The organism is Pseudomonas sp. SLFW (assembly GCF_009905615.1).
GTDB lineage: Bacteria > Pseudomonadota > Gammaproteobacteria > Pseudomonadales > Pseudomonadaceae > Aquipseudomonas > Aquipseudomonas bambusae.
This window is the reverse complement of sequence record NZ_JAAAKW010000006.1, coordinates 237,736-261,891: the sequence shown is the minus strand read 5'-3', so window position 1 is coordinate 261,891 and position 24,156 is coordinate 237,736. Positions and strand designations below refer to the sequence as shown.

The following is a 24,156-nucleotide window of genomic DNA, read 5'->3' as shown; positions in this document are numbered from 1 at the left end:
CGAACATGGCGCCGCGCATCAAAACCCTACGCATCAAAACCCGTGAACGCATCGTGCAGAGCAGTCTGGAGCTGTTCAATCTGCAGGGCGAGCGTAGTGTCAGCACCAACCACATCGCCGCGCACATGGAGATTTCGCCGGGCAATCTGTACTACCACTTCCCCAATAAGCAGGCGATCATCGCCGAGCTCTTCAGCGAGTACGAAACGCTGGTGGACAGTTTTCTGCACCCGCCGAAAGGGCGTTTGCCGGATGTCGAAGACAAGCGCCATTACCTGATGGCAATCCTTGACGGGATGTGGCGCTACCGTTTCTTGCACCGCGACCTTGAGCACCTGCTCGACGCCGATCCAGAATTGGCGACGCGCTATCGCCGGTTTTCCCAGCATTGTCTGATCAAGGCCATGGCCATTTATGGCGGCTTTGTCGAGGCCGGGATCTTGAAAATGGACACTGTGCAGATCGAATCCTTGACCCTCAACGCCTGGATCATCCTGACGTCCTGGGTACGTTTTCTTTGCACAACGCGGGAAAACGCCGCGCACCTGAACGAAAACGCCATTCGGCGCGGTGTCTATCAAGTCTTGGTGCTGGAACTGGCCTACGTCACGCCGCTGGCGCACGACGCGGTCCACGCGCTGTGCACCGAATTTTACGTGCCGCTGAACAAGGCACTGGAGGAGGCGACCCCATGAGCGTCTCCTTCAATCCAATGGTCTTATCGCTTTAGCCACTTTCACTGTCTGCAGGAGCCCGTCATGTCCATCGCGCAATTGATCAGCCCGCAACAACTGGCCGAACGCCAAAAACAGCCCGGCCTTGTGATTCTGGATTGCCGTTCCTCTCTTGAGGATCTGGACTACGGCCAGCGCAGCTACGCGGAGGGCCATATCGAAGGCTCGTCCTACGCCGACTTGCTCAATGACCTGAGCGGCCCGATCACCAAGGGCGTGACCGGTCGACACCCATTGCCTGACCCCAACACGCTGATCGACCGTTTGCGTTTCTGGGGCGTCAACAATGACAGCGACATCGTGCTGTACGACGACGGCCCAGGCGCCTATGCCGCGCGTGCATGGTGGCTGCTGGCGTGGCTGGGCAAACGCGAAGGCGTGTTCATTCTCGACGGTGGCCTCAAGGCCTGGCACGCGGCGGGCTTGCCGTTGAGCCTCGACCCGCCGCAGCACGTCGAGGGGCGATTCGAAGGCAAGCCTGACGATGCGCTGGTGCTTAGCGCGGCCGATGTGCAGAAGAAGCTCGATAAACCTGAAGTGACCCTGATCGATGCCCGTGCCCCGGCGCGTTTCCGCGGGGAGGTCGAGCCAATCGACCCTATCGCCGGGCACATCCCGGGCGCGCAATGCGCAGCGTTCACTGACAACCTTGGGCCGGATGGCCGGTTTTTGCCTGCCGATCAGCTCAAGCAACGTTTCGCGGAAACCCTGAACGGCCGCCCGCCCGAAAAACTGGTCGCCTACTGCGGTTCGGGCGTGACGGCCTGCCACAACCTGTTTGCGCTGTGCCTGGCCGGCTATCCATTGGGACGTCTGTATGCGGGGTCGTGGAGCGAGTGGATCAACGATCCGCAGCGTGGCGTGGCGAAAGGGGAGTGATGCAAATGGCGCCGTTACGAGCAGCGGCGCCAGATGTCCCGTATCAGCGGACGAGTTTCTGGTCGGGCACTACGAAGCCTTTGTAGTTGGTCTCGATGAACTGCTTCACTTCCGGCCCGGTCAGGTACTTCGCCAATAGGGTCAGTCGAGGATCGTCCAGCATCTCGTTGCGTGCGTAGATGAGGTTGGCGTACGGGTTGTCGGCCGTGTGTTCCCGCACCAGCGCACGTGATGGATCGACGCCGTTCGACAGGGCAACGTCCCCGTTGATGAAGCTGGCATCGGCATCAGGCAAGGCTTTGGCCCGCAACACTGTGTCGGTCGGGATCAATTGCAGATGGCGCGGGTTGTCGATGATCGATTTTTCGCTCACCGAAATCGCCGCTGGCGAGCTGTCGAGCTTTTCCACATTGAGCTTGATCAGCCCCAAGTCCTGAAGAATGAACAGTGAGCGGGGCAGGTTGGTTTGCTCGTTGGGGACCAGGATTTTCGCGCCGTCCGGCAGGTCTTTGGGGCTGGTGTATTTCACCGAGTACAAGCCAAAGGCGTTCAGCAGCACTGTCGCTTTGCCATCGAAGTTGTTGAGCTTGGGGTGCGCCGCTTTCCAGGCGTTGACGTAGGGTTGGTGCCCCGTGAAGTTCACGTCGGTGTCGCCGCTGGCGAGCAATTCGTACGAGTCTAGCGCGCCACTGCCGCCGCTGGTGGTCAGCTTGAGCTTCAGCCCGGAACCGTCAGCGTCCGCGAGTTTCTGTACGAAACGCACAATGTCGCCCTGAGGCGAAGCCGTCGCGTAAATCTTCAGCGGCGTGTCTGGGACGGTCGTGCCCTTGTTGGCGGTGGCCGTCACCTCGCTGGCCGACGCGGTAGCGCCCATGAAGGCCGGAATGACCATCGCAATACTGGCAGCGATCGCGGTAAAGGCGGCGGCCAATGCCACCGTGCGTCTGGATGTGGCGCGTGTGTTTTCCATGATTTCTCTTCGACAAGGTTGAGCGGGGCAGCAGGCCTGGCGACCTGCCGATGAGTGTTTGCGGCTATCGCTTGTGGCTACGGGCACGAATCCACACGTCGCCGGTGATCTGGATGAACTGGACGATGATGACCATCGAAAACACCGAGATGAACATCAGCTCGCCGTAGAAACGCTGGTAGCCAAACTCGATGGCGAAATCCCCGACGCCGCCTGCACCCACGGCGCCCGCCACTGCGGTGCCTTCCACGGTGCCCACCAGAATGATGGTCATGGCGTTGAGTAATCCTGAGAAAGACTCGGGCAGCAGCACCCGGAAAATCAGCTGAAAGCGGGTCACGCCCATGGAACGTGCGGCCTCGATTCGGCCCTGATCAATCTCCCGCAGCACCGACTCCACGAGCCTTGAGAAGAACGGCGTGAAACCCAGTACCAGTGGAATGATGGCCGCCACCGGCCCAAGCGTTGTGCCCACGGTGGCGCGGGTGACGGGGATCAGCAGCACGATCAGAATCAGGAACGGAATGGAGCGACCGACGTTGACGGCGGTGGTCAGCAGGTAATACAGCGCAGGTCTCGGTGAAATGGATTGTGGCGCGATCAGGTACAGCGTGGTGCCCACCGTGAGGCCAGCCACGATGATGCAGGGGCCCGCGATGGCGATCATGTAGAGGGTCTGCGCCAGGGCGGCCCAGAAATCCGGAAGGTAGGTTTGCCAAGTCATGGGGTTCATGGGGCGCTCGAACGGGAATCAGAGGTTGACGGTGATCATCTGGTCGGTCAGCCATTGCTTGACCTGTCCCACATCGAGGTGGGTCTGCGGGTGGCGTGGGCGAAAGCGCACCTGAAACCGGGCGACCGGGGTTTTGCCAAGGTTGTCGACCCGCCCGGACAGGATCGAGAAGTCGAGACTCAGCGCCCCCGCGAGTGTGGACAGCAAGTCGGTCTGGGTTTCGGGATGCTCGAAAATCAGGTCAAGGGTGTCGGGTCCGTTTTGCCAGGCGGCATCTTTGTTCAGGGGCAGAAGGTGGTCCTTGAGGACCGAGTGCTCCCGCTGAATCACGTCCTTGAGCGTTCCCGCTTCGGTGATACGCCCGTGTTCGATCAGCACGGCGGCATCGCAGGCGTAGCGAATGACATCCCATGAGTGAGTGATCAGGATCACGGTGAATCCGTAAAGGCGCTTGAGCTCTCCCAGCAGATCAAGAATGGTCTGAGTGGTTTGTGAGTCCAGCGCGCTGGTGGCCTCATCGCACAGCAAGACTTGGGGGTTGGTGATCAGGGCGCGGGCTATGCCGACGCGCTGTTTCTGCCCACCTGACAGCTGTGAGGGGTAATGCCCTTCGCGATCTTGGAGTCCGACTTTTTCGATCAACGCCCTCGCGCGCGCATACCGCTCAGCGGCCGGTACGCCGCGAATGGCGAGCGGAAACGCGACGTTGTCGAGGACGGTCTTGCCGTGAAACAGATTGAAGTGCTGAAAAATGGTCGAGACTTTCGACAGGTATTCGCGCTGACCCCGAGCATCCAGCGATGCCAGGTCCTGGCCGTCGAACTCAACGGTGCCCGCCGATGGCGCTTCCAACAGATTGAGCAGACGCAGCAGCGTGCTTTTGCCAGCGCCCGATGTGCCGACGATGCCGAGAAACGCGCCGCGCTCGATTGTCAGATCGACATCGTCAAGCGCGGTGGTGGCGGTGTTGTCGCGGTTGAAGGTTTTGCTGACGTGGGTCAGACGGAAAATCGGATCACTCACTGCAGCTGTCCTTGGTGATATTCGCTTGCGCGACAAATCAGACGTCGAAAACCGCCGACATCAGACGTGCCGCCAATCATTCAAGAACTGCATAATCAGTGCTGCTGGTTATAGCTGAAAGGAATTTTTAATTCTTTGCTTATAACCTCGTTCAAATCTGTCCCATCGCCCAGCGCAGCAAAAAGAACACCGCCAGCCCACCGCCGATGGTCGCCAGCAGGTTGCGGCTGAAGGCAGCGATGGCGATGGCGGCGATCCCAGCCAGCAGATACGCGTTGTGCCATGACACCTGCCAATGCTGGCCGTCCGGCAGGAGCATGCCCGGCACAACGATCGCAGTGAGCACCGCAGTCGGCACGTAGTGCAGCCCTTGGCGAACCACCGGCGGGAAACGCAGATTCGGCCAGGCGAACAGGCTGTAGCGCATCAGAAACGTAATTGCGGTCATGCCGAGAATCAGCCACCAATAGCTCATGAATGCACCTCATTGCTCGGGGCGTCCTGCGCGTCGGAAGACTGCCGACGTTCGAGAAGTACACCCACGGCGATGCCACTGAACGCGGCCGCCATCAGCCCCAGTTTGTAGGGCCATGCCCACGTCATCAGCGCGACAGCACCGGCCGCCAGCGCAGCCGCGACCTGCGGTCGGTTGCGCAGAAGCGGGACGACGATGCCGATGAACGTCGCCAACATTGCGAATTCCAGCCCCCAACTCGCCATGTCCGGCACGGCTTGGCCGAATAAAACGCCGACCAGTGAACTGCTGACCCAGCAAGCGTAGAGCGCGACGGTGACCCCCAGCCAGTACCAATGGGCCAGCGGGGTACGGCCATGAACGAGGTAAAAGCGCTGGACGACCGCGAAGGTTTCATCGGTCAGCCAGAACGCCAGCAGCAACCGCCAGCGCTGGGGTAACCCCTGAACTTGAGGCTGCATCGTGGCGCTGTACAGCACGTGGCGAAGGTTGACGATGAACGTGGTCAGCAAGATCACGACCGCGCTGGCGCCCGCGCCCATCAAGCTGACAACGATGAACTGCGCCGATCCGGCATAGACAAACATCGACATGCCGACCGCCTGCCACAGCGACAAGCCGCCAACGCCTGCGAGGGTTCCAAAGATGATGCCGAACGGTGCAATGCCGACCAGCATGGGCACGCTGTCGCGAAGACCGCGAACGAACAGTTGATTACGGGACATGGTTCTTCTCCTTATGTCCCGCAGGGTAGGCGTTCGGGGTGGGAGTGTCTTGAACGATCTTGCACGATGCCGCACTGCTGTTTGGCCGCGGATCGGTTTGCGAATGGTTTATTCGGGCTACCACACATCCTGTGGGAGACGCCGGAGGAACGACGGCAGCGACGAGGGTTTTTCAGTCAACGCATAGGTCTCAGTCTTACGCCCCATGCACCTCCACCAACCACTCCGGAATCCGCTGTTCCAGGTAATAGGTCGGTGTTCTGATCGTCCCGCCAACGAACCCGACATGGCCACCCTGAGCCTGAAAGTCGAATCGGGTGCTGTCAGACAACTCGCCAGGCTCGGGCAGGCTGTGGCGAAACACGAACGGATCGTCCAATGCCTGCACCAGCAGCGTCGGTGTGCGAATCGCACCGAGGTAATAGCGGCTAGACGCTTTCCGGTAATAGTCGTGGGCGTCGAGGAAACCGTTGAGCGGCGCGGTGACCTTCCCGTCGAAATCCCAGAACGTGCGCAGGTTGTCCAGCGAACCCAGTGCTGCGAGGACCGCGAGCCCGTCGCTCAACCCTTCGTGTTGAAAACGGCGTTGCTTGTCCCGGATGTAACCGACCATCTCGCGCATGAAGTGGCGCTGATACACCTTGGAAAAACCCAGCCCGATACGGTCCGCGCACTCGTCCAGCCGAAACGGCACCGACACCGCCGCAGCCCCTTGTAACTGGCTTTGGAGGCCGGATTCGCCGAGGTATTTGAGCAAGATATTACCGCCCAGCGAATAACCGACGGCATAGAGCGGCGCCAAGGGGCGGGCCGCTCGCAAGTGATCGATCACGGCAGCGAGGTCTTCCGTGGCGCCGGAGTGGTAGCTGCGAGGCAACAGATTGGGCTCTCCCGAACAGCCACGCCAGTTCACCGCAACGCTGGACCAGCCGCGCTTCTCCATCGCCCGCTGCAAACCCGCCACGTAAGGCGAATTGGAAGACCCCGTCAGGCCATGCAGCACAATGACGACCGGCACTTGGGCGTCATGAGGCCCATGCCAGTCGAGGTCGAGGAAGTCGCCGTCTCCCAGCCAGATGCGCTCGCGACGACGGTCGAGGTGAACGGTCTTGCGCCACAGCGGCCCCCACAAGGTTTGCAGGTGGGGGTTGCCGAGGCCGGTTGCCGGAACGAAGGCCCGGCTGTCAGCTGGCGACGGCACTTCGTTCCCACAGCGCGTAATACACCTGCCCGGCCTTTTTCTCGCGGTGCAGTCGCCAGTTGCCGGGCATACCCAAGGTGGAGGGCGCAGTTTCGCTTTCGGTGTAGATCCACGCGTTGTCCGCCAGCCACTGACGTTCTTCGAGCAGCGTGCAGGCCGGTGCCAGCAGGTTTTGGTGGAACGGCGGATCGAGGAAGATCACGTCGAACTGCTCGGCGGGCTGGGTCTCCAGATAACGCAGGGCGTCGCCGGTCGATGTCCGGCCCACTGTGCAGCGCAAAGTGCCGAGATGCTCGCGCAGGTTGGAAATGGCGGCGGAGTTGCTGTCCAGCGCCAGGCCCAGACTCGCGCCACGGGACAGTGCTTCCAGATACAGCGCGCCGCTGCCCGCGAACGGGTCGAGCACGCGGGCGCCTTCGATGTACGGCGCCAACCAGTTGAACAGGGTCTCGCGCACCCGGTCCGGCGTCGGGCGCAGGCCGGGGGCATCAGGAAAGCTCAGACGCCGACTGCGCCATTCGCCGCCGATGATCCGCAGTTGGCCGAGGCCCGTATGGACTTTGTGCCCTTTGTGAATGCGTGGCGGCTTGGAAGTCGAGGTCATTAGTGCTCCGGAACGCCGAGGGGTTGCTCGGCAGGTCGATCAGTAGGGGGCGGCAGAGGTTTCTGCGGGACGGTAGGACCAGCGGTCACGATGACCAGCTTGTCCACGTCCAGATGCTTGTTCATCACCGTTTTGATCTGCTCGACGGTGACGCTCTGAGACTGCGTCATGAAGTCTTCGATGTAGCTCAGGGGCAGATTATAGAAGCCGATTGCCCCCAATTGGCCAACGATCGCCGAGTTGCTCGCCGTGGACAGCGGAAAGCTGCCTGCGAGTTCGCGCTTGGCGTCGTCGAGCTCTTTCTGGGTGGGGCCGTTCGCGAGGAAGTCACGGGTGACGTCCTTGACCAGCTTCAAGGTGTTTTCGCTGAGTTCGGCACGGGTTTGCAGGCCGATGATGAACGGGCCTTGGGCCTGCATCGGGGTGAAGCCCGACGAAATACCGTACGTCAGGCCACGCTTTTCCCGAACTTCGGTCATCAAGCGACTGCCAAAGCCGCCGCCGCCGAGGATCGAGTTGCCCAGCGAGAGCGCTGCGTAATCCGGATCGGCGCGGTCGATGCCCAGCTCGGCCAGCATCAGGTGAGTCTGCTTGGAAGGAAACTCAATGTGAGTCTCGCCAGATTTCGGCTCGGTCGGCGCAACGGTCTTCGCCAATGCCGGGCCTTTCGGCAGCGACGCCGACACCTGAGCGGCAACCGCTTCGGCATCTGCGCGAGAAAGATCGCCCACCAATGCAATCACCGCGTTCCCCGCCGCGTAGGCCTTGGCGTGAAAGGCTTTCAGCTGCGCGAGCGTGATTGGCGTGATGCTTTTGGCAGTGCCCATGCTTGGATGCCCGTAGGGGTGATTCCCATACAGACGCGTGAACAGCTCATCGCCCGCCAGTTTGCCGGGGTTTTGCTTTTGATATTCAAAGCTGGCGAGAAGCTGGTTTTTGATCCGGGCCAGCGAGTCGCTAGGGAAGGTGGGCTTGCCCACCACTTCCGAGAACAGCTTGAGTGCCGGTTCGCGTTTCTCGGGCGCGCTCAGGCTGCGCAGCGAAACCAGCGCCATGTCGCGGTAGGAGCCGTTGCCGAAGTCGGCGCCCAGCCCTTCGAAACCTTCGGCGATGGCGCTGACATTCTTGCCTTTCACGCCTTCATTGAGCATGGCGTTGGTGACCAGCGCGATCCCCGGGGTGGCGCCGTCCTGACTGCTGCCAGCCGCGAACAGCAAGCGCATGTCGAACATCGGCAGCTCATGAGCTTCGACGAACAGCACGCGGGCGCCTTCGGCGGTGTTCCACGACTGAATGTTCAATGAGCGACGGGCCGGGGCCTTGCCGTCGAGCTCCTTCAGGGATTCGAGGGTGTTGGCAGCTTTATCGATGGCCTTGGGCGCTTCGGCGGCCGTGTCGGCCATGACCGGTGCAGCGCTAAACAGCGCGAGGGTCGCTGCCAGCAGCATCGAAGGGGCCCGCGTTCGCCCCAGGCGTGTTTCGTTGCGCGGGGTCATTTGGCTTTCTCCTCAGGCAGAACGTGCGCGACGGCGAGGCGTTCGCGGGTGAAATAGGTGCGAGCGGCTTTCTGGATATCTTCCGGAGTGACGCTTTGCAGCGCCGCCAGTTCGCCGTCGATCAGGCGCCAGGACAGCCCCACGGTTTCCAGCTCGCCGATGGTGCTGGCCTGACTGGTGATCGAATCACGCTCATACACCAGACCGGCGATGACCTGCGCCCGAACCCGCTCAAGCTCTTCTTTGGTCGGCGGCTGGTTTTTCAGCTCGTCCAGTAGACGCCAGATACCGGCTTCGGTGTCGGCGAGGGTTTTTTTCTTCTGCATGTTGGGCGTGGCGCTGATGGTGAACAGGCTGTCACCACGGGTGTAGGCGTCGTAATCGGAGGAGGCGCCGGTCACGAGTTCTTCACCTCGCTCCAGACGCGTCGGAATGCGCGCGCTGTAGCCGCCGTCCAGCAGTGCCGAGATCAGGCGCAGTGCGTTGACTGACTGCGGATCGGTCGCGGTGGACAGGCTTGGGACGTTGAAGCCGTACATCAGGCTCGGCATTTGAGTTGCAACATGCACGGTGATCTGGCGCAGGCCCGGTTCAGGCAATTCCAGCGGCTTTTTCGATGGCGGCACATCACGCCGTGGAATTGGCCCGAAGAAGCGTTCGGCCAAAGCCTTCACTTCGTCGGGTTTCACGTCGCCCACGACGACCAGCGTGGCGTTATTCGGCACGTACCAGGATTCGTACCAGTGGCGCAGTTCTTCGACCTTCATGCGGTCGAGGTCCGCCATCCAGCCGATGGTCGGCGTGTGGTAGCCGCTGGCCGGGTAGGCCATGGCCTTGAAGCGTTCGTAAGCCTTGGCGTTCGGCTTGTCATCGGTGCGCAGGCGGCGCTCCTCTTTGATGACTTCGATCTCGCGCGCGAATTCTTCAGGCGGCAGGCGCAGGCTGGCCATGCGATCGGCTTCCAGCTCGAAGGCCACGCTCAGGCGATCGCGAGCCAGCACCTGGTAGTACGCGGTGTAATCGTCGCTGGTGAAGGCGTTTTCTTCAGCGCCAAGGTCGCGCAGGATCAGCGACGCCTCACCCGGACCCGCCTTGGAGCTGCCCTTGAACATCATGTGTTCCAGCGCGTGGGACAGGCCGGTCTGGCCGGGCGTCTCGTAACTGGAGCCCACCTTGTACCAGACCTGCGACACCACCACCGGCGCGCGATGATCTTCGCGCACGACGACTTTCAGGCCGTTATCCAGCGTGAATTCGGAAGTGGGTTGAGGGTCGGCGGCGAGAGCAGCAAGGGGCAAACACAATGTGCCGAGCAGAAGGCCTGCGGCACGGCGGGCAATAGCATTCATTCGTCATTTGAACCTTCGAGACGGCCTGCTTGAACTTAGCGTCGGCGGGCGCGGGGGTGTTAGGATAGCGGCCAGTTTGCTTGCCGACCACGACTAAGATGTAGGAGTTTTCGGATAAGCCATGGCCTTAAGGCTGATTGGGGCGACAGTGGCTGAACGCTATGAAGCGGATTCACTGATGCCACGTGCCGGGGCAACTGATGAACAAGCGGACATAAAAGCAGTCTGTTTCGCATACAGAATTTTTCAGAGGCGCCGCTCTGGCGCGTCGCTACCTTGAGATAGCCGTCCTCCATGTTTGGTTCCAACGACGACAAGAAGACCCCAGCCCCGGCTGGCGAGAAAAAAGGCCTGTTCGGATGGCTGCGCAAAAAGCCGCAGGAAGCCGTTGCCGAGCCGCCACAGGATTCAACCGCCGCAGCGCCCGAGCCTGTCGCCGAACCGACGCCGCCTGCTGCCGAGCCGCAAACCCCTCCGGCGATCCCGCCTGCTGCGCCACATGTCGCCACGGCTTTCGAAGCACCGACGCCGATCATTGAACAGCCAGCTGGCGAGCCTTGGCTGAAGCTACCGGTCGCCGAAGAGCCGGTGGCGCTGACGGATGAACACGAGCCGCACGTCACCCCCGAGATTCCGGTGTACACCGCGTCGCACGTGCAATCTGAGATCGCCATTCCGCATCCGCCAGCTCAGCCTGCGGTGGTCGATACCACGTCTTTTGAAGTGCCACCGTCCATCGAGCCGATCCCGGTTGCCCTGCCGGACCCGGTCGCTGGCGATGATTTGCCTGCCTTGTCTCAGCCTTCGCCTGTTCCTGAGCCAGTACCGACTGTGCCGGTTGCACCCGTGATCGAGACCCCGCCAGCGCTAGTCGTCCCTGAAGCTCCGGCTCCCGTCGTGGAAGCCAGGCAACCCGGTTTCTTCGCCCGCCTGAAACAGGGTCTGTCCAAGACCAGCGCCAGCCTTGGTGAAGGCATGGCCAGCCTGTTTCTGGGCAAGAAGGCCATCGACGATGACATGCTCGATGAGCTGGAAACGCGCTTGTTGACCGCCGACGTGGGTGTTGAAGCCACGTCGTTGATCGTGCGCAACCTGACCCAGAAAGTGGCGCGCAAACAGTTGACCGACAGCGACGCGCTGTACAAGTCGCTGCAAAGTGAACTGACGGAAATGCTCAAGCCGGTGGAAGCGCCGCTCGTCATCACATCAGAACACAAGCCGTTCGTGATTCTGGTCGTTGGCGTCAACGGCGCGGGCAAGACCACTACCATCGGCAAACTGGCCAAGAAGCTTCAGCTTGAAGGCAAGAAAGTCATGCTGGCGGCAGGCGACACCTTCCGCGCTGCGGCGGTCGAGCAGCTTCAGGTCTGGGGTGAGCGCAACAAGATCCCTGTCATCGCCCAGCACACTGGCGCCGACTCGGCTTCGGTCATCTTTGACGCCGTGCAGGCCGCCAAGGCCCGTGGTGTCGATGTGTTGATCGCCGACACCGCCGGTCGTCTGCACACCAAAGACAACCTGATGGAAGAGCTGAAAAAGGTGCGCCGCGTGATCGGCAAGCTGGACGAAGCCGCGCCTCACGAAGTCTTGTTGGTGCTGGATGCCGGTACTGGCCAGAACGCCATCAACCAAGCGAAGCAATTCAATCAGACGGTGAGCCTGACGGGCCTTGCCCTCACCAAGCTCGACGGCACGGCCAAGGGCGGGGTGATCTTCGCGCTGGCCAAGCAGTTCGGACTGCCGATTCGTTACATCGGCGTCGGTGAAGGCATCGACGATTTGCGGACATTCGAGGCCGAACCGTTCGTTCAGGCCCTCTTCGCCGAGCGGGAGCGCACATGATTCGTTTCGAACAGGTCGGTAAACGCTATCCGAACGGACACGTCGGCTTGCATGAGCTGAGCTTTCGAGTGCGTCGCGGCGAGTTTCTGTTTGTAACCGGCCACTCCGGTGCCGGTAAAAGTACACTGTTGCGCCTGCTGCTGGCGATGGAACGTCCCACCACCGGCAAACTGTTGCTGGCCGGGCAAGACCTCGGGCAGATCAGCAATGCGCAGATCCCGTTCCTGCGGCGGCAAATCGGCGTCGTGTTCCAGAACCACCAGTTGCTGTTCGACCGCACGGTGTTCAACAACGTCGCCCTGCCGCTCCAGATTCTGGGGCTGTCCAAAGCCGAAGTGACCAAACGCGTCGATTCGGCGCTGGAGCGTGTGGCCCTGTCTGACAAGGCCGAGCTGTACCCTGGCGACTTGTCCACCGGTCAGCAGCAGCGCGTCGGTATTGCACGCGCCATCGTTCACCGCCCGGCCTTGCTGCTGGCGGACGAACCCACCGGTAACCTCGATCCACGGCTGGCAGCGGAAATCATGGGCGTATTCGAAGACATCAACCGCCTGGGCACCAGCGTGCTGATCGCCAGTCACGACCTGGCCCTGATCGCACGCATGCGCCACCGCATGCTGACCCTGCAACGCGGCCGACTGATTGGTGACGGGGAGGCTGGCGTATGAGTGCCACTCGCAGCCCCAAGGTTTCCGAACGCGTGGCGCCAAAGGCCGCCGAGCCGGGCCCGCAGAAGAAAAAGAAACACGACGATGACGACGGCCCAAGCTTTGGCCAACTGTTCAACGCATGGATCGAAGCCCATCGCTCCAGCATGGCCGACAGCTTGCGGCGTCTGGGCAAGCAGCCAATTGGCAGCTTTTTTACCTGTCTGGTGATGGCCGTTGCATTGAGCCTGCCGATGGGCTTGTCGTTGCTGCTGAGCAACGTCGAGCGGCTGGGTGGTTCGTGGCAGCGCGCGGCGCAGATCTCTCTTTATTTGCAACTGAATGCTTCGCCAAGTGAAGGCGAAGGGTTGGCCGCTCAGATCAAAGAGATGCCCGGCGTCGCCGAAGCAGAGTACATCTCCCGCGATCAGGCGCTGAACGAGTTCCAGCAGCAATCAGGCCTGGGCGAAGCGCTCAAGGAATTGCCTGAAAACCCGCTGCCTGGCGTCGTGCTGGTGACTCCACAGGAAGTTGACAAGCCGGCGCTGGAGGCATTACGTACGCGTCTCGCTGAATTACCGAAAGTGCAGCAGGCGCAGCTGGATCTGGTCTGGGTCGAACGTCTGGCGGCGATTCTGAAATTGGGTGACCGCTTCGTGTTCGGCCTGACAGTGCTGTTGGTGGTGGCATTGTTATTGGTGATAGGCAATACCATCCGTCTTCATATCGAGAACCGCCGCACCGAGATCGAAGTCATTAAACTAGTGGGCGGTACCGATGCCTACGTGCGCAGGCCCTTCCTTTATATGGGCGCGCTGTATGGCTTCGGTGCCGGGATTCTGTCTTGGGGTGTGCTGGCGTTCGGCCTGGACTGGTTGAACGAGGCGGTGGTGCGATTGGCTGGCCTTTATGGAAGCAATTTCGCACTGGCTGGTGTGCCGGTTGCCGATGGTCTGTCCCTATTGCTTGGGGCGGTGCTGTTGGGGTATATCGGTGCGTGGATTGCCGTTGCACGCCATTTGAGAGAGCTGGCACCTCGTTGAGTTTTAATGTTCGGGTAATCTTTTAAGCGTAAATTTTGTTTCATCTATTGACTTTTCAGCTAAGGGAACTTGTTTAGCGGCTCCCGGTCAATTTCGCAGTGCTGAACTGCACGAGTCATGTGTCGGAGGTTTTTTCGTATGACCAATTCTTTGCAACCTGCTTATGCCTTGGTTCCGGGTGCAAACCTTGAAGCCTATGTGCACACGGTCAACAGCATTCCATTGCTGACGCCCGAGCAGGAGCGTGAACTGGCCGAGAGTCTCTATTACGAGCAGGATTTAGGGGCGGCTCGGCAGATGGTGCTCGCCCACCTGCGTTTTGTGGTGCATATCGCACGCAGTTATTCCGGTTATGGACTGGCTCAGGCTGACCTGATCCAGGAAGGTAACGTCGGTCTAATGAAGGCCGTGAAGCGTTTCAACCCAGAAATGGGCGTGCGTCTGGTATCGTTCGCCGTGCACTGGATCAAGGCTGAGATTCACGAGTTCATTCTGCGCAACTGGCGCATCGTGAAAGTCGCGACCACCAAGGCCCAGCGCAAGCTGTTCTTCAACCTGCGCAGCCAGAAGAAACGTCTGGCGTGGCTGAACAACGAAGAAGTGCACCGTGTGGCTGAAAGCCTCGGTGTAGAGCCGCGTGAAGTGCGCGAGATGGAAAGCCGTTTGACCGGTCACGACATGGCGTTCGACCCGGCTGCTGAAGCCGACGACGACAGCGCGTTTCAGTCTCCGGCCAACTACCTGGAAGACCATCGTTACGATCCGGCGCGTCAGCTGGAAGATTCCGACTGGACTGACAGCTCGACCGCCAACCTGCACGAAGCCTTGAACGTGCTGGACGACCGTAGCCGCGACATCCTTTACCAGCGCTGGCTGGCTGAGGAAAAGGCGACGCTGCACGACCTGGCCGAAAAGTACAACGTCTCAGCCGAGCGTATCCGTCAGCTCGAAAAGAGCGCGATGAACAAGCTCAAACTGTCGATTGCTGCGTAAGCGGTCAACCGAAATGCAAAACGCCCCGAGATGATCGGGGCGTTTTTGTTTGTGAGCCTGATGATGACCTGTAGGAGTGAGCTTGCTCGCGATAGCGGCCTTTCAGTCACTGCCTGGGTGTCTGGTATGACGCCATCGCGAGCAAGCTCACTCCTACAGGTTTTGCGTGTGGCTCTAAAAGGTTTGGTTTACCACTCTCGCCGATTGTTTATCCCCACCAGATACTCATCCCCACCCAACTGGCGCATCTGCTGGCGAATCCAGCCGGCCCGTCGCGAGACGTAGCTGCTGGGGTGGCTGGCGCTCCATTCTCGAGGGTTGGGGAGCACCGCGGCAAGGTAGCTCGCTTGCTGGGTCGAAAGTTGGCTGGCGTTGACGTGGAAGTGATGTTGCGCCGCAGCTTGGGCGCCGAACACGCCGTCGTCCCATTCCACGCTGTTGACGTATACCTCAAGAATCCGTTGCTTGGACCAGAGCACCTCGATCAGGCCGGTGAACCAGGCTTCCAGGCCTTTGCGCAGATAACTGCGGCCGGACCACAGAAAGAGGTTTTTCGAGACCTGCTGGCTCAGCGTGCTGGCGCCGCGAATCGAGCCGCCACGTTCGTTATGAACCAGTGCGGCCTGAATGGCGTCGATATCGAAACCCCAGTGCTCGGCGAATTTCTGGTCTTCACCTGCGATGACCGCAACTTTCAGGTCGTCGGAGATTTTCTCCCACGGTTGCCAGTCCCGTTGCAGGTCGATGGGTTGGCCGTCGAACCAGGATTCGACCTTGCGCTCGACCATCAACGCGGTGAACGGCGGAGGCACGAAGCGAAAGATCAAAACCAGCACGACACTGGCCGCTGCGAACCAGAGCAGGCCTTTGGCGACACGATGGAGAAGGAAACGCAGCATAGGGATGGCTTGGCCGAACCGGTTGAGCGGGCCATTATACAGACCACGCGCCATTGAACGACTTTGCCTGGAGTTTCACATGTTACGAACCTTTCTGATGTTGGCGGCTTTCTTCGGATTCACCGGCGTCGCCCTTGGCGCATTCGCGGCCCATGGCCTGAAAAACCGCCTGACGCCTGAGTACCTGGCGATTTTTCACACCGGCGTGCTGTATCAATTGATCCACACCCTGGCAATCTTTGGTGTGGCGATTCTGGCAACGCAGATTCAGGGGCGGCTGGTCAGCTACGCGGGCATCGCCTTTGTGCTGGGTATCTTGCTGTTCTCGGGCAGTCTTTACCTGCTGACCCTCACCGGCATCAGCAAATTGGGCATCATCACGCCGATTGGCGGGCTGTGCTTCCTCATCGGCTGGTTCATTCTGGGCTGGCTCGCCTGGCGTCTGGGGCTCGATACGCTCTAAAGAGAACCTGACCCGGCAGTCCGATGTGAGACGAATGGCACTGCTTTGCCTTGGTCCCATCGGCTGATCGGGCTAGAATGCTCGCCCCTAAAAATGATGGCTGCCTTTCGCATGCGCATTCAGTTGAACGGTGAATCCTACGAACTGCCCGATGGCGAGACCGTCGCGGCGTTGCTGAACCGTCTGGAACTGACGGGGCGTCGAATCGCGGTGGAGCTGAATCTGGATATCGTCCCACGCAGCCAGCACGCTGCCACGGCGCTGAACGAAGGCGATCAGGTCGAAGTGGTCCACGCCATCGGCGGCGGCTGATTCGCAGCGCTGCAGCCGGCCCGATCCAGAAGAACTGCAAGAACCTCAACCGTAAAGAGGATTTCCGATGAGCAATGTTCGTAGCGACAAGCCGTTTACAGTGGCCGGTCGTACTTTCCAGTCGCGCCTGTTGGTCGGCACGGGCAAGTACAAGGATATGGAAGAAACCCGTCTGGCCATCGAAGCCTCCGGCGCCGAAATCGTCACCTTCGCTGTGCGCCGCACCAACCTCGGCCAGACCGAAGGCGAACCGAACCTGCTCCAAGTGCTGTCACCGGATCGCTACACCTTCTTGCCAAACACGGCTGGCTGCTACGACGCCATCGAAGCCGTGCGCACCTGCCGCTTGGCCCGTGAACTGCTCGACGGCCACAACCTGGTCAAGCTGGAAGTCCTGGCTGACCAGAAGACCCTGTTCCCCAACGTGATCGAAACCCTCAAAGCCGCCGAAACGCTGGTCAAGGAAGGCTTTGACGTGATGGTGTACACCAGCGACGACCCGATCATCGCGCGTCAATTGGCCGAAATCGGCTGCTGCGCGATCATGCCGCTGGCCGGTCTGATCGGCAGCGGTCTTGGGATCTGCAACCCGTATAACCTGCAGATCATCCTCGAAGAATCGAAAGTCCCGGTGCTGGTCGATGCCGGTGTTGGCACTGCGTCCGACGCCACCATCGCCATGGAACTGGGTTGCGAAGCGGTGCTGATGAACTCGGCCATCGCCCATGCGCAACAACCGATCCTCATGGCCGAAGCCATGAAACACGCCATCCTGGCAGGCCGCATGGCTTACCTGGCTGGCCGTATGCAGAAGAAACTCTATGCCAGCGCGTCCTCGCCGCTGGATGGTCTGATCAAGTAAGAGCCTGTTGATGATTGATTCGCAAACGCCTGACCCACTTCCGGACGACGAAGTGATGAACGACGAAGACGGTAAAGCCCAAGGCGATGACAGCCACCATCGGCGCATCAAGAGCTTCGTGATGCGCGCCGGTCGCATGACCGAAGGCCAGCAACGCGGCCTGGATCAAGGCAAGCCGCTGTTCGTGCTGCCACTGGCCGACGCGCCGGTTGATTTCGACAAGGTGTTCGGTCGCTCGGCGCCGCGCACCCTGGAAATCGGTTTCGGCATGGGCCACTCGTTGCTGGAAATGGCAGCGGCGGCGCCGGAGCAGGATTTCATCGGCGTTGAAGTGCATCGCCCAGGTGTTGGCGCGTTGCTCAATGGCGTGCTGACGCAAGGCCTGACCAACGTGCGGGTCTACGATTGCGACGCGATCGAAGTGCTCAACCGCTGCGTGGCCGACAACAGCCTTGATCGCCTGATGCTGTTCTTTCCGGACCCGTGGCACAAGGCGCGTCATCACAAACGCCGCATCGTACAAGCCGAATTCGCTGAACTGGTGCGCACCAAGCTCAAGCCGGGCGGCGTTCTGCACATGGCCACCGACTGGGAACCGTATGCCGAGTACATGCTGGAAGTGATGAACGTCGCGCCGGGTTATCGCAATCTGGCCGAAGACGGCAAATGCGTCCCACGCCCTGCGGAGCGCCCGATCACCAAGTTCGAACGCCGTGGTGAGCGTTTGGGGCACGGGGTGTGGGATTTGAAGTTCGAGAAGCTGGCCTGATTCAACCGCGTCCCACCCAATAGGGTCGGACGCGGATTCAGAGGTTGGCATGAACCTGTGGGAGCGAATGAATTCGCTCCCACAGTCCGTTTAGCGCCGGGGTTCAGGATCACTTCCTGTCCGCAACCACCCCGATCAACACCAGCACCACCAACAGCACGGGCGCCAGGCTGTAGTTGTTGAACTGGCTCAGCCCGCGCACGACCCAAGGTGTGGCGTAAATCAGCGCGGCGCCGCTGCCGATGGTGCACAGGAGGGCCATGACCGGTACGCGCAATGCACCGGCAAAGCTGCTCAGGCGACCTTCAATCCAGCCTTTGATGTCTGCGCCGAACAGGATCAGCAGGCAGCCTACCAACGCCAGTGCGATTTCCGACAGGTTGCTGCGGCTCCAGCGTGAGACAGTGGCCAGCAGGTCGAGTACGAGGTCCATTCAGTTTCCTTTGCGTTAAGCCTTAAAGAAGAAAGTACTGCAGCAGGTCATTGAGGAACAGTTGACCTCGGGCAGTGGCCGCCAGACGCGTTGGATCGGTTTCCAGCAAGCCCCGTTGTTCGGCCTGCTGACGCGCGCTGGCGAGCGAATCGACGCTTAGACCCGTGCGACACTGAAATAATGCAGCGTCCACACCATTTGTCAGGCGCAGTGCGTTCATCAGGAATTCGAACGGCATTTCGTCCAGTGGCAGCAGCTTTTCCCCCGCCTGAAACGGCTTGGCCGGATTAAGGTAATCCTTGGGCAAGCGGGTCTTCCACGTGCGCAGGATGCGACCATCGGGGTGACTGAGTTTGCCGTGAGCGCCCGCGCCAATGCCGATGAAATCGCCAAAGCTCCAGTAATTCAGGTTATGCCGCGCAGGACGGCCTGGTTGCGCATAGGCCGACACTTCGTACTGCGCGTAGCCGTTTTCCCTGAGCAGCGTCTGCCCCGCCTCCTGAATGTCCCAGAGGATGTCGTCCTCTGGCAGCGTTGGCGGCTGATTCCAGAACACGGTGTTCGGTTCCAGCGTCAGCTGATACCACGACAGATGCGTCGGGGCGAGGGCGATGGCCTGGCGCAAATCGCCCAGCGCGTCGTCCTGCGACTGATCGGGCAAGCCGTGCATCAGGTCCAGGTTGAAGTTATCAAAACCGGCCTGACGCGCCATGTCCGCTGCCCGCACAGCTTCATCGCCGTTGTGGATGCGGCCTAGCGCCGTGAGTTTGGCTTCTTGAAAACTCTGGATGCCGATGGACAGGCGATTGATCCCCAGGCCGCGATAGGCGCTGAACTTGACCTGCTCGAACGTACCGGGGTTGGCTTCCAGCGTGATTTCAATGTCTGGGGCGAAACGGATGCGTTGCTCGACGCCTTTCAGTAATCGCCCCAATGCGTCGGCGCTGAACAGGCTGGGCGTACCGCCGCCAAAGAAGATCGAACTCAGCTCGCGTCCGTAGACGTGGGGCAGGTCCTGATCCAGGTCAGCCAACAGCGCGTCGACGTATTCCTGCTCGGGCAGAACAGGGCTGGCGGTGTGGGAATTGAAGTCGCAGTACGGGCATTTGCGCACGCACCACGGGATATGGATGTACAGCGACAGCGGAGGCAGCACGGGCAATGGGCTTCGAGGCTGTTCGGAGCTGAAACCGGCCGCGCCAAGGATCAGCGGCCGGGTGGCTGAATCTTGGGTCATTTCCCCGTCACATCCAGGAGCAGGCGCTGACGCAGAATGGCCATGGCGCGGGCGCGGTGGCTGATCTGGTTCTTGTCGGCGGGCGTCAGCTCGGCGCTGGACAGGCCGCGCTCAGGCACCCAGAACAGCGGGTCATAGCCAAACCCATGCTCGCCACTGGCGGCGGTCAAAATGCGGCCATGCCACAGCCCTTCACAGAGGATAGGCAGCGGATCGTCGGCGTGACGGACCAGCGCCAACACGCACACGAACTGCGCGCCACGCTGCTCTTCCGGCACGTCTTTCAAGGCGTCGAGCAGCTTGGCGTTGTTCGCCGCGTCGCCTTTGCCATCGGCATAACGTGCCGAATAAATGCCCGGCGCTCCGCCGAGGAAGTCCACCGCCAGCCCTGAATCGTCGGCCAGCGCGGGCAGGCCGGAAATGCGCGCGGCATTGCGGGCCTTGAGGATCGCGTTCTCGACGAACGACAAGCCGGTTTCTTCAGGCTCGACGCTGCTGAACTCGCCAATCGAGCGCAGCTGCACGCTGCCGCCGAGCATGGCCTGGAGTTCTTTGAGTTTGCCGGCGTTGTGGCTGGCGAGTACGAGTTGGGAAAACGTCATCATTCGTCCGAGAAAATCTGTTGGTTGAAGCTGAGCGTGTGCGTGTCGTCGTCCCCGGTCTTCACGTTGATGGTGAAGACATAGGTCGCCGAGCTGTCGGGCTCAACCGCAAATTGCGCGAGATAATTCACCGCGCTGTTTTCGTTGAAGGGCTTGAAGGTCAGCGGCTTTTCGCGGCCCGTGAGGTCCTGGATCGTGCCGCTCACAGTGGCCGGAACGGTCTTGCCGTTCTTGACCGCTGTAATGTTGATCACGCCTTGGCCTTTGCTGCGAATCAGCCCGGCTTCCTGCGCGATGGCCGGTTGCAACAGGCCGGAGGCGAAGGCGTTGTAGTGAATGATCAGGTCGCCGAACTGTTCCTGTCGGTTCGGGCTGGCGCTGTTGGCGGCCATCAGCGGCGTCCCCAGCGTCATCAGCATGCCCAGCAGTGCAATCAGACGAGCCATGATCGTTCTCCTGTGAATAGGGATCACACGGCGATCTGGTGGTCCTGCAAGCCGGGGCTGCTGACCCGATAGATGCCGATCTCACCCAACAGATTAGGCCAAAGCTTGCTCGCCCAACCGTGACGATGCTGTTGATCGACAGCCAGCCGATCAATGACCTTCGCCGAGCGGCCCCGGCACAACTCTTCGAAGTCTTCGAAGGTGCAGAAGTGAATGTTCGGCGTGTTGTACCACGTGTACGGCAGGAACTCGGAAACCGGCATCCGGCCCTTGCTCGCCAGGTACCAGCGGCAGCGCCAGTGACCGAAGTTCGGGAAGGTGATGATGCACTGGCGACCGACGCGCAGCATTTCGTCGAGGATGCGGTCGGGGTAGTGCACGGCTTGCAGCGCCTGCGTCATGACCACAATGTCGAAACTGTTGCTGGCAAAGTTGCCCAGCCCCTTGTCCAGGTCCTGCTCGATGACGTTGACGCCACGGGCCACGCAACGCGCGATGTTCTCGGCGTCGTTTTCCAGGCCGTAGCCGGTCACTTGCTTGTTGTCCTTCAGCCAGGCCAGCAATTCGCCGTCGCCACAGCCGAGGTCGAGCACGCGGCTGCCTGCCGGTATCCAGTCTTGGATGATTTCCAGGTCGGCTCTCATGGTGTCCTCAGAGTGCAATTCGGTTCATGTAGCTGGAGAAGGCCTGCAGGTAGCGCGGGATCGGCATCAGGAAGGCGTCGTGGCCCTGCGGTGCGTCGATTTCCAGGTAGCAGACGTCTTTCTTCGCCGCCATTAGCGCATCCACCAGCTCGCGAGAGCGGGCCGGGGAAAAGCGCCAGTCGGTGGTGAACGACATCACGCAGAACTTCGACGTGGCCCTGGCGAAGGTCGCCGCCAGGTTGTCGTCGAAGTTAGCCGCTGGATCGAAGTAGTCCAGCGCCTTGGTCATCAGCAGGTAAGTGTTGGCGTCGAAACGGCCAGAGAACTCTTCGCCCTGATAACGCAGGTAACTTTCGACTTGGAACTCGACGCTGTGGAAGTCGTAATTGAGGTTTTCGTTCTTCAGGCCACGGCCGAATTTCTCGCCCATGGAGTCGTCGGACAGGTAGGTGATGTGCCCCACCATGCGCGCCAGCATCAGGCCGCGCTTGGGGATCACGCCCATTTCCTGGAACGAGCCGCCGTGGAATTCCGGGTCAGTGAGGATCGCTTGTCGCGCCACTTCGTTGAAGGCGATGTTTTGCGCTGACAACTTGGGCGCCGAGGCGATGGCCAGGCAATGGCGCACGCGATCCGGGTACGTGATGGTCCATTGCAACGCCTGCATGCCGCCCAGACTGCCGCCAACGATGGCCGCCCATTGCATGATGCCGAGGGTGTCGGCCAGACGGGCCTGACTGTGGACCCAGTCCTCGACCGTCAGCACCGGGAAGTTGGCGCCGAAAGGCTTGCCGGTTTCCGGGTTGATGCTGCTCGGGCCAGTGGAGCCATTGCAGCCGCCGAGGTTGTTCAGGCTGACGACGAAGAATTTGTCCGTGTCGATAGGCTTGCCGGGGCCGATACAGCTGTCCCACCAGCCGGGCTTGCGCTCATCTTCGCTGTGATAACCCGCAGCGTGATGATGGCCGGACAGGGCGTGACAGATCAGCACCGCGTTGCTCTTGGCAGCGTTGAGTTGACCGTAGGTTTCGTAGATGAGGTCGTAATCGGCCAGCGAACGCCCGCAGGCCAGAGCCAGTGGCTCGCTGAAATGCGCCGTCTGCGGCGTGACTAGACCGACAGAATCTTCGGGAAAGACCGTGGACATCGACCCTGCTCTCACTGAAATGAGGCGTAAGTCTAAAGATCGCGGGGGGTAGCGGCAAGCAAACAACAGGGCGGCTGGTAGATGAGTACCTGTAGGAGTGAGCTTACTCGCGATTGCGGTGTATCAGACGCCATCTACGGTTCTGACATACCGCCATCGCGAGCAAGCTCACTCCTACAGGAGGGTGGCGGGTTTAGATCAACCGCCACAACTCCTGCGGCATACCGGCGTAGGCTGCCAGCTCAGGCATGACATACGACTGAAGCACCTGGATTGCAAGGAAGGCGAAGATCGGTGAGATGTCGAGGCCGCCCAGGTTCGGGATGATGCGGCGGAACGGCGCCAGGATCGGTTCGCTGATCTGGTAGGCCAGTTCGGCAGCCGGGTTATGGGTGCCCGGCGCGATCCAGGACACGATCACCATGATGATCATCGCCACCCAGAAGATTTTCAGCAGCAGCGAGGTGATGCCGATGATCGACCACATCAGCAGATGCGGCACATCGCCGATGGTGCCGTAGGTCATCATCAGCACGAACGCCATCAGCAGCGCCTGAATCACAATGGCCAGCAGCAGGGATGAGGTGTCGAGCCCCAGCACGCTCGGGATGACGCGGCGGATCGGCTTGAGCAACGGCTGGGTTGCGCGCACGGCGAACTGGCAGAGCGGGTTGTAGAAGTTGGCTTTGACCAGTTGCAGCACGAAGCGCAGCAGGACGATGGTCAGGTACAGGCTGATCAGCGTCTGGATGACGAAAATCGTGGCGCCAGTGAGTGCATTCATGAATTGCTCCTTTATTTGCCCAGCAGTTCGGCAAGCTCGGCCGAGCGATGCGCGGCGGCGCCCAGCGCTTTCTCGACAATCGCTTCAAAGCCATCGGCCTGGAACGATTTGATCGCGGCTTCCGTGGTGCCCGCAGGCGAAGTGACGCGACGACGCAGCTCAGCCGCATCGACATCGCTGGTGGTGGCCATGCGGGCGGCGCCGAGGGCTGTTTCCAGGCTCAGCTGTTTGGCAACGTCCGGAGACAAGCCCAGCTTCACGCCTGCGGCGGTCATCGCTTCGATCAGCAGGAAGAAATACGCCGGGCCGCTGCCCGATACGGCGGTCACAGCGTCGATCTGGGCTTCGGTGTCCACCCACAGCGCGATGCCGACGGCGGACAGCAGGGTTTCGGCCTGCTGACGCTGGGTCTGAGTTACGTCATCTGTGGCGTACAGCCCGCTCACGCCCTGACGCAGCAGCGCCGGGGTGTTGGGCATGCAGCGCACCAGCGGCTGATCGCCCAGCCAGGCCTTCATGCTGGCGCAGGTGATACCGGCGGCAATCGAGACGATCAATTGGTTCGGCTTCAGGGCCGGTTTGATCGCTTCGCAGACGGCTTTCATCATCTGCGGCTTCACCGCCAGCAGCACCACGTCGGCGCCTTCGATGGCTTCGGCGTTATCGGCCACAACGGTGATGCCGTGCTCTTTGGCCACGCGCTCACGGGTTTCCTGGCCGGGGTCGCTGGCACGGATCAAATCAGCTGCGACGCCCTGCGCGCGCATGCCGCCAATCAAGCTGGCGGCCATGTTTCCGGCGCCGATAAACGCGATACGGGTTTTGCTCATGAACGGCTTCCTGT

At 60.8% G+C, this 24,156-nt stretch carries 28 protein-coding genes; 10 read left to right on the top strand and 18 right to left on the bottom strand.

Features of this window, described 5'->3' with window-relative positions; translation table 11 throughout:
* The first annotated feature begins 5 nt into the window (after positions 1-5).
* On the top strand, positions 6-695 hold the full coding sequence (locus tag GVN17_RS13575) for a TetR/AcrR family transcriptional regulator (RefSeq protein ID WP_166595779.1): 690 nt from the start codon (positions 6-8) through the stop codon (positions 693-695).
* 63 nt (positions 696-758) lie between these two features.
* A complete protein-coding gene (locus tag GVN17_RS13570; protein WP_166595778.1) occupies positions 759-1,613 on the top strand; it encodes a sulfurtransferase in 855 nt (284 codons plus the stop codon).
* Positions 1,614-1,656: 43 nt separating this feature from the next.
* Here the strand turns inward: GVN17_RS13570 and GVN17_RS13565 are convergent, their stop codons facing one another.
* The 9 genes from GVN17_RS13565 to GVN17_RS13525 all read right to left on the bottom strand — a co-directional run bounded on the left by GVN17_RS13565 (position 1,657) and on the right by GVN17_RS13525 (position 10,189).
* The gene (locus tag GVN17_RS13565) at positions 1,657-2,583 is read right to left on the bottom strand and encodes a MetQ/NlpA family ABC transporter substrate-binding protein (protein ID WP_166595777.1); all 927 of its coding nucleotides are present in this window, start codon (positions 2,581-2,583) and stop codon (positions 1,657-1,659) included.
* A 64-nt stretch (positions 2,584-2,647) separates the two neighbouring features.
* Positions 2,648-3,316 carry a methionine ABC transporter permease gene (locus tag GVN17_RS13560; RefSeq protein WP_166595776.1) on the bottom strand — a complete coding sequence of 223 codons (669 nt, stop codon included), beginning with the start codon at positions 3,314-3,316 and terminating at the stop codon, positions 2,648-2,650.
* Between the two features lie 18 nt (positions 3,317-3,334).
* The gene (locus GVN17_RS13555) at positions 3,335-4,339 is read right to left on the bottom strand and encodes a methionine ABC transporter ATP-binding protein (protein WP_166595775.1); all 1,005 of its coding nucleotides are present in this window, start codon (positions 4,337-4,339) and stop codon (positions 3,335-3,337) included.
* A 151-nt stretch (positions 4,340-4,490) separates the two neighbouring features.
* The gene (locus GVN17_RS13550) at positions 4,491-4,814 is read right to left on the bottom strand and encodes an AzlD domain-containing protein (RefSeq protein ID WP_166595774.1); all 324 of its coding nucleotides are present in this window, start codon (positions 4,812-4,814) and stop codon (positions 4,491-4,493) included.
* The gene (locus GVN17_RS13545; RefSeq protein WP_166595773.1) at positions 4,811-5,539 is read right to left on the bottom strand and encodes an AzlC family ABC transporter permease; all 729 of its coding nucleotides are present in this window, start codon (positions 5,537-5,539) and stop codon (positions 4,811-4,813) included. Before GVN17_RS13545 ends, GVN17_RS13550 begins: the two co-directional genes overlap by 4 nt.
* A gap of 196 nt (positions 5,540-5,735) precedes the next feature.
* The gene (locus GVN17_RS13540; RefSeq protein ID WP_166595772.1) at positions 5,736-6,740 is read right to left on the bottom strand and encodes a hydrolase; all 1,005 of its coding nucleotides are present in this window, start codon (positions 6,738-6,740) and stop codon (positions 5,736-5,738) included.
* The gene (gene rsmD / locus GVN17_RS13535) at positions 6,724-7,344 is read right to left on the bottom strand and encodes a 16S rRNA (guanine(966)-N(2))-methyltransferase RsmD (protein WP_166595771.1); all 621 of its coding nucleotides are present in this window, start codon (positions 7,342-7,344) and stop codon (positions 6,724-6,726) included. The genes GVN17_RS13540 and rsmD overlap by 17 nt, the downstream gene beginning before the upstream one ends.
* Positions 7,344-8,840, bottom strand: coding sequence for a M16 family metallopeptidase (locus GVN17_RS13530; protein ID WP_371928542.1), 1,497 nt, complete (start codon positions 8,838-8,840; stop codon positions 7,344-7,346). Before GVN17_RS13530 ends, rsmD begins: the two co-directional genes overlap by 1 nt.
* On the bottom strand, positions 8,837-10,189 hold the full coding sequence (locus GVN17_RS13525; protein WP_166595770.1) for a pitrilysin family protein: 1,353 nt from the start codon (positions 10,187-10,189) through the stop codon (positions 8,837-8,839). The genes GVN17_RS13530 and GVN17_RS13525 overlap by 4 nt, the downstream gene beginning before the upstream one ends.
* Before the next feature lie 294 nt (positions 10,190-10,483).
* On the opposite strand from GVN17_RS13525, the gene ftsY reads away from it, so the two are divergent.
* From ftsY to rpoH, 4 genes are all read left to right on the top strand, one after another.
* Complete coding sequence (gene ftsY, locus GVN17_RS13520) at positions 10,484-12,031, top strand: signal recognition particle-docking protein FtsY (protein WP_166595769.1); 1,548 nt, start codon at positions 10,484-10,486, stop codon at positions 12,029-12,031.
* Positions 12,028-12,699: a cell division ATP-binding protein FtsE gene (gene ftsE, locus GVN17_RS13515; RefSeq protein WP_166595768.1), complete on the top strand. Its 672-nt coding sequence runs from the start codon at positions 12,028-12,030 to the stop codon at positions 12,697-12,699. Before ftsY ends, ftsE begins: the two co-directional genes overlap by 4 nt.
* Entirely contained in the window at positions 12,696-13,721 is a 1,026-nt protein-coding gene (gene ftsX / locus GVN17_RS13510) for a permease-like cell division protein FtsX (protein ID WP_166595767.1), read from the top strand. Before ftsE ends, ftsX begins: the two co-directional genes overlap by 4 nt.
* A 138-nt stretch (positions 13,722-13,859) precedes the next feature.
* Positions 13,860-14,714 carry an RNA polymerase sigma factor RpoH gene (gene rpoH, locus GVN17_RS13505; RefSeq protein ID WP_065991120.1) on the top strand — a complete coding sequence of 285 codons (855 nt, stop codon included), beginning with the start codon at positions 13,860-13,862 and terminating at the stop codon, positions 14,712-14,714.
* 188 nt (positions 14,715-14,902) lie between these two features.
* Here the strand turns inward: rpoH and mtgA are convergent, their stop codons facing one another.
* Entirely contained in the window at positions 14,903-15,613 is a 711-nt protein-coding gene (mtgA, locus tag GVN17_RS13500; RefSeq protein ID WP_166595766.1) for a monofunctional biosynthetic peptidoglycan transglycosylase, read from the bottom strand.
* 79 nt (positions 15,614-15,692) lie between these two features.
* Here mtgA and GVN17_RS13495 point away from each other — a divergent pair, with 79 nt between their 5' ends.
* The 4 genes from GVN17_RS13495 (at position 15,693) to trmB (ending at position 18,019) form a co-directional block, all read left to right on the top strand.
* A complete protein-coding gene (locus GVN17_RS13495; RefSeq protein ID WP_166595765.1) occupies positions 15,693-16,076 on the top strand; it encodes a DUF423 domain-containing protein in 384 nt (127 codons plus the stop codon).
* 111 nt (positions 16,077-16,187) lie between these two features.
* Positions 16,188-16,388 carry a sulfur carrier protein ThiS gene (thiS, locus tag GVN17_RS13490; RefSeq protein WP_166595764.1) on the top strand — a complete coding sequence of 67 codons (201 nt, stop codon included), beginning with the start codon at positions 16,188-16,190 and terminating at the stop codon, positions 16,386-16,388.
* Between the two features lie 67 nt (positions 16,389-16,455).
* Entirely contained in the window at positions 16,456-17,250 is a 795-nt protein-coding gene (locus tag GVN17_RS13485) for a thiazole synthase (protein ID WP_166595763.1), read from the top strand.
* Between the two features lie 55 nt (positions 17,251-17,305).
* Positions 17,306-18,019, top strand: a complete 714-nt coding sequence (gene trmB, locus GVN17_RS13480; protein WP_166595892.1) for a tRNA (guanosine(46)-N7)-methyltransferase TrmB — start codon at positions 17,306-17,308, stop codon at positions 18,017-18,019.
* A gap of 109 nt (positions 18,020-18,128) precedes the next feature.
* Here trmB and GVN17_RS13475 read toward each other — a convergent pair whose 3' ends face one another.
* From GVN17_RS13475 to proC, 8 genes are all read right to left on the bottom strand, one after another.
* Entirely contained in the window at positions 18,129-18,452 is a 324-nt protein-coding gene (locus tag GVN17_RS13475; protein ID WP_062385487.1) for a DUF3392 domain-containing protein, read from the bottom strand.
* A gap of 22 nt (positions 18,453-18,474) precedes the next feature.
* A complete protein-coding gene (gene hemW, locus GVN17_RS13470; RefSeq protein WP_166595762.1) occupies positions 18,475-19,689 on the bottom strand; it encodes a radical SAM family heme chaperone HemW in 1,215 nt (404 codons plus the stop codon).
* Positions 19,686-20,294, bottom strand: a complete 609-nt coding sequence (gene rdgB, locus GVN17_RS13465) for an RdgB/HAM1 family non-canonical purine NTP pyrophosphatase (RefSeq protein WP_166595761.1) — start codon at positions 20,292-20,294, stop codon at positions 19,686-19,688. The genes hemW and rdgB overlap by 4 nt, the downstream gene beginning before the upstream one ends.
* Positions 20,291-20,737 carry a DUF4426 domain-containing protein gene (locus GVN17_RS13460; RefSeq protein WP_166595760.1) on the bottom strand — a complete coding sequence of 149 codons (447 nt, stop codon included), beginning with the start codon at positions 20,735-20,737 and terminating at the stop codon, positions 20,291-20,293. Before GVN17_RS13460 ends, rdgB begins: the two co-directional genes overlap by 4 nt.
* Positions 20,738-20,760: 23 nt before the next feature.
* Positions 20,761-21,381 (bottom strand): methionine biosynthesis protein MetW, encoded by a 621-nt coding sequence (gene metW / locus GVN17_RS13455; RefSeq protein ID WP_166595759.1) that lies wholly within the window; start codon positions 21,379-21,381, stop codon positions 20,761-20,763.
* 7 nt (positions 21,382-21,388) lie between these two features.
* Positions 21,389-22,528 (bottom strand): homoserine O-acetyltransferase, encoded by a 1,140-nt coding sequence (locus tag GVN17_RS13450; RefSeq protein ID WP_166595758.1) that lies wholly within the window; start codon positions 22,526-22,528, stop codon positions 21,389-21,391.
* A gap of 193 nt (positions 22,529-22,721) precedes the next feature.
* Positions 22,722-23,312, bottom strand: coding sequence for a YggT family protein (locus tag GVN17_RS13445; protein WP_166595757.1), 591 nt, complete (start codon positions 23,310-23,312; stop codon positions 22,722-22,724).
* Positions 23,313-23,323: 11 nt separating this feature from the next.
* On the bottom strand, positions 23,324-24,142 hold the full coding sequence (gene proC, locus GVN17_RS13440; protein ID WP_166595756.1) for a pyrroline-5-carboxylate reductase: 819 nt from the start codon (positions 24,140-24,142) through the stop codon (positions 23,324-23,326).
* Positions 24,143-24,156: the final 14 nt, after the last annotated feature.